This window comes from Sphaerospermopsis sp. LEGE 08334, assembly GCF_015207205.1.
Classification (GTDB): domain Bacteria; phylum Cyanobacteriota; class Cyanobacteriia; order Cyanobacteriales; family Nostocaceae; genus Sphaerospermopsis.
This window is the reverse complement of sequence record NZ_JADEXH010000093.1, coordinates 1-4,384: the sequence shown is the minus strand read 5'-3', so window position 1 is coordinate 4,384 and position 4,384 is coordinate 1. Positions and strand designations below refer to the sequence as shown.

Genomic DNA, 4,384 nt, shown 5'->3' with positions numbered 1-4,384 from the left:
CCCCAGTCCCCAGTGTCCCTAAACGGTTGCCAGTCCGTAGGCGGAAAGACGCATGATGTCACGGGTTGTGAAGCCAATATTACTTAATGCTTCCCCGTATTGAATCATGAAGTCTTCTACTAAGGCATCTTTTTCCATGCCCAGGATTTTAGCGTCATCAGCTACTTTGTTAAGCATTTGCCAGACAATAGGCAGGTTTTGACGGTTGGCTGCTTCTAATTCGGCTTTGGAATCTTCAAAGTTTGCTTCCAGCCAAACTTCGCCAAAGTTTAGATGACTGTATTCGTCTTTAACTACACCTTCAGTAATTTTGCGGGCAAAATCATCAGCTACAGGAATGTATATGTTATAAGCTGCGATCGCAAAACATTCAATAATTAAAGATTGAATTAACAGACAAGTCACAACTTTACCTTCCGCTGCTGCTTTTTGGAAGTTTTCATGCAGTCCTGAGAAAAACTTCTTAGCAAACTGTATATCAGGAGTAACTGATAAATTGCGTCCACAAGCTTCAAAGCCTTTCTTGTGTTTGTTTTCCATCTTTGATAGCTTGATCAGTTCATCTTTACTATTTGGCAACAGTTCAGCTAATCTGATGTAATTATGATATGCTTCTTCTTCCCCTTCAATTACAATCGCATTAATTCGGCTATAAGCATCTTTGTATTTTTCGCTCTGAAAATCAATTTCTTGAGTTTGTTCAACAAGTTGCTGCATAGTAGGTTGACTCCGTACCCCTAAATTATTTTGCTACTGAAATTTAATTCACCCTCTCAATTGTGGGCAATCATCACTATTGTTTAATTTAACTTAACAAGAAGTTATGGTAATTAGATTAATTTTTACCAATTAGCACCCCACCAACAGTCAAGTATTTCCATCCTTTATTCCCCGTTTTCTATAGTCTGACTAGGAAAAACCAATGATTTTGGAGTTATCAACCATGTCTAAACTCAACAGAAATTGGCAAAACACGAACTTGTGGAGCTTTTTACTGTTACTGCTAGGAGCATTCATAGTTTTACTACCATTATTCGTGGTTGTTCTCACTTCCTTTGCTCCTGTGGGTGCTACACCAGGAGTTGGGGGAGAAAATAACTGGACTTTGGCCAATTACCAGGAAGCTTGGGAACGAGGCAAGTTTTTACTGGCTTTTGCTAATTCTACCTTAGTAGCGATCGCAGTTACAGCTTTTCAGATTATCACATCCGCGCTGGCTGGTTACGCCCTCGCTAGGTTGAAATTTTGGGGTAAACAAGCAATATTACTGGTTATACTGGCCACTTTAGTCATTCCCTTTCAGTTATTGGTGATTCCTATTTTCCTGGTTTTGAAGTGGGGAAACATGATCAATACTTACTGGGCTTTAATTTTACCCACTGCGGTGAATGGTTTTGGGATTTTTCTGTTACGTCAATATTTCCAGACAATTCCCGTAGAATTGGAAGAAGCTGCTGCCATTGATGGAGCGAACCGACTGCAAATTGTATGGCAGGTAATGTTACCTTTAGCACGTCCGGCTTTAGTAACTCTGTTTTTGTTCACTTTTATTGGTGAGTGGAATGATTTATTTAAACCTTTGGTATTTACAACCAGACCTGAATTAAGAACTGTACAACTGGCTTTAGCAGAATTTCAAGAACAGTTTACCAACAATTGGCCGTTGATGATGGCGGCAGTGACTATTGCTACTGTTCCTGTAGTGGTGTTATTTTTAATTGGTCAAAAGCAGTTAATTCGCGGTATTGCAACGACGGGAATTAAGAATTAGTCATCTGACAAGACCTCATTGGGTCATCTTACCGCATTGCCAGTCCCATCTCCCCCGAAAAAAATCGTTCTCAGAATCGCTAGACTCTGAGCCATTTTAGTACATGAGGATCTTTGTCATAGCGGTAGATAAAGCCATCTTTAGTTGTAATAGGCTCTCCTTTACTTGCTTTACTTCTAATAGTGTTAATGGCATAGAACGTTATTTCGCTTATTTCTTGATGAGATAGCCCTTCACTTGTAGCTTTTTGAATCAAAGGCTCTAATTTGCTTTTTAATTGGTTATTAAGCGTTGTTTGAGTGTTTACAGGAGAGTTATGGACAATTGTTTTTTGATTTCGATAATCTTGTACAGTTAGAAGTCGCCAACTGGAATCAGGTGTAAGTTCCAAGACCCATTGGTGATAATCAAATAAGCTTTCTCGATGCCCAACACTAATAAACGTTGTTTTTGTCTGTTGTAATTGTTTATATAAATTACCTTCATTAGTTAGGGTTTGCTGAAAAAGTCGAAAAAAATCTTGAGGAGAATTGAGTGGGTAGTCAAGCAGAAATAAAGATAAGATTTTGTTGTCTAAAATTCACTAAATAATCACTTTCACTAATCAAACAAGGGAAAAAAGACGTAATTTTGAAAAATTGACAAAAAAATCCCCACAAAAGCCATGATAACAGGGTAGAAAGATTCATAACCAAGAAGGAAATAGCAATCGAAGTTAAAGAAGTATGAGGCAATTTAGCCATGACTCTACCCAGGCTAAATCTTCGTTTACCTTGTCCGAATTTACCTTCAATAGAATTACGAATCCGTTCATCATCAATAGCTTGTTTCTTTGTTTCTTTGCTGACATTTTTAGGTGGTCTACCCAGTGGCGGACCACTAATTCTAATTCCTCTTTCTTTACACCAATCTCTATTTTCCCTGTTGCGGTAAATTTTATCAACATGAACAGATTCAGGATAATATCCGGTAAAATTTTTGTAAGCTTCAACCTGTGATTTTAAGTCACCTGATTCATTAAAATTATCCCAACTAATCTGGTCTAAAAACACATAGCCATCAAAGCAACTAGCTGAAAACTTTGCCCCAAATTCCGTGTTTTTAGCGGCTTTACCACGGACTATCGGACGAATATGCGGTTGACTTAAACTGACAATTCTGTCTTCTATACTCCGTTTCTCATGTTCATATAACCATAGTTGTTGACGATAAACTTCTGCCACTACTAGCAACATTTTATATTGTCTGTTGCTCAATTCTAAGAGTGACGCACCTGCATTCATTAGCTCTTGAATGTGCGCTAGGTTTCTTTTGATATATTGCAGTTGTTTCTTGATAGCTTTTCTTCTTTCATCGGTTTTGACTTTCTTTTTTTTGGCTACTATTAAATATTCCTTTCTTGCTATTTTTCTGTAGGTTCTTGGTTTGTTGCTATTTTTTACTTTTACAGAGTTATATAATATATCTATAATTATTTCTGTGTGCTTTCTGGCTTGATTTAATAATCCTAAGTCTGTGGGATAACTGATGTCTGCTGGCGCACAACTAGCATCTAATATTAATTTACCTCGATTCTTCACCTCACTTTTTGAATCCTCGACTTCTGACTTTTTTGCTTTTATTTCTTCCTCCGCTTGACTTTCTAATACATTTTTGACTATCTTCTGATTCAATCTGTTGACTAAGTTCATATCTATTCTTTCTCGAAAATGAACTAGCATTGATGGGTCAAATGGGGAATGATTACTATAGGCTGACATTCCTATAAAGTATTGCAGGTAAGGGTTTTCTCTAATCTGTTCTACGGTTTCCCTATCACTTGTCCCTAGTTTCTCTTTGATTATTAATGCTCCCAATGCCATTCTAAATGTTTTCGCTGGTGCGCCTAAAAATTCAGTAAATATGGCTGCGTATTCTGCTTCAAATTCTGACCACGGTATTATTTTCGCTAAGATTACCCAACGGTTATCTGCTGCTAGTTTCCCCCCAAAGGATAGTTCAAACTCTTCTGGTGGTGTGTCTTGTTGTTTTTGTTTACGATACATTGTGATGCACCTTGATGCAAGGATTTTTACCTATTTTACCCTTTTTTCTTGCACTTTGTTTCTCTTTTCTGACCCCTAAACTCCTTATTCATAGTGGTTTTCAGTTTATTCAGCAACCCCTAATTAAATGTGCATAACTACCAAACCCTTGTAGGGAGAATACCCTGCGGGAAGCAAGCTACATGAATTGTCCCTACCATCATTTCCTACCATCATTTTCACCAGATGTCTAATGATGTAGATATAGATTAGTTAGTCCTATTACCAAATACCATTGGCTCTGTTACCAATTGTTCATCAATAAAACCGCTACCGATGAAGTAGGAAATATAAGTTTTTAGCAATTTTTGGTCTAGCGTGGGATACATAAGATCAGTATTTCCTAGTCCATTGATAGTGTTTTGATAGTCAATTTTGGATTCGTGGCTGTTTTGTACATCAGTTTTGGGGATGACATGAGACACAACTCTTAAATTATCCGTATCACACACTTGACTGTTAAGAAAAATCTCTGAATGCCATCGCTCTACAGGAATCATCTGTACAGGGTATCCTAAAGACAGAATCA

The 4,384-nt window shown here is 37.5% G+C and carries 4 protein-coding genes and 1 pseudogene; 1 reads left to right on the top strand and 4 read right to left on the bottom strand.

Annotation, left to right across the window (positions count from 1 at the left end; translation table 11 throughout):
- Positions 1–18: 18 nt before the first annotated feature.
- Complete coding sequence (locus tag IQ237_RS25785) at positions 19–717, bottom strand: aldehyde oxygenase (deformylating) (protein WP_194060088.1); 699 nt, start codon at positions 715–717, stop codon at positions 19–21.
- Positions 718–943: 226 nt separating this feature from the next.
- Here IQ237_RS25785 and IQ237_RS25780 point away from each other — a divergent pair, with 226 nt between their 5' ends.
- A complete protein-coding gene (locus tag IQ237_RS25780) occupies positions 944–1,771 on the top strand; it encodes a carbohydrate ABC transporter permease (protein ID WP_194060087.1) in 828 nt (275 codons plus the stop codon).
- Positions 1,772–1,850: 79 nt separating this feature from the next.
- Here IQ237_RS25780 and IQ237_RS25775 read toward each other — a convergent pair.
- From IQ237_RS25775 to IQ237_RS25765, 3 genes and pseudogenes are all read right to left on the bottom strand, one after another.
- Positions 1,851–2,264 (bottom strand): annotated as a pseudogene (locus IQ237_RS25775) (ABC transporter ATP-binding protein/permease); the annotation flags it as partial.
- Positions 2,265–2,313: 49 nt separating this feature from the next.
- Positions 2,314–3,816, bottom strand: a complete 1,503-nt coding sequence (locus IQ237_RS25770; RefSeq protein ID WP_194060085.1) for an IS5 family transposase — start codon at positions 3,814–3,816, stop codon at positions 2,314–2,316.
- 248 nt (positions 3,817–4,064) lie between these two features.
- Positions 4,065–4,384 (bottom strand): hypothetical protein (locus IQ237_RS25765; protein ID WP_228020718.1); only part of this gene is annotated, 320 nt, incomplete at its 5' end.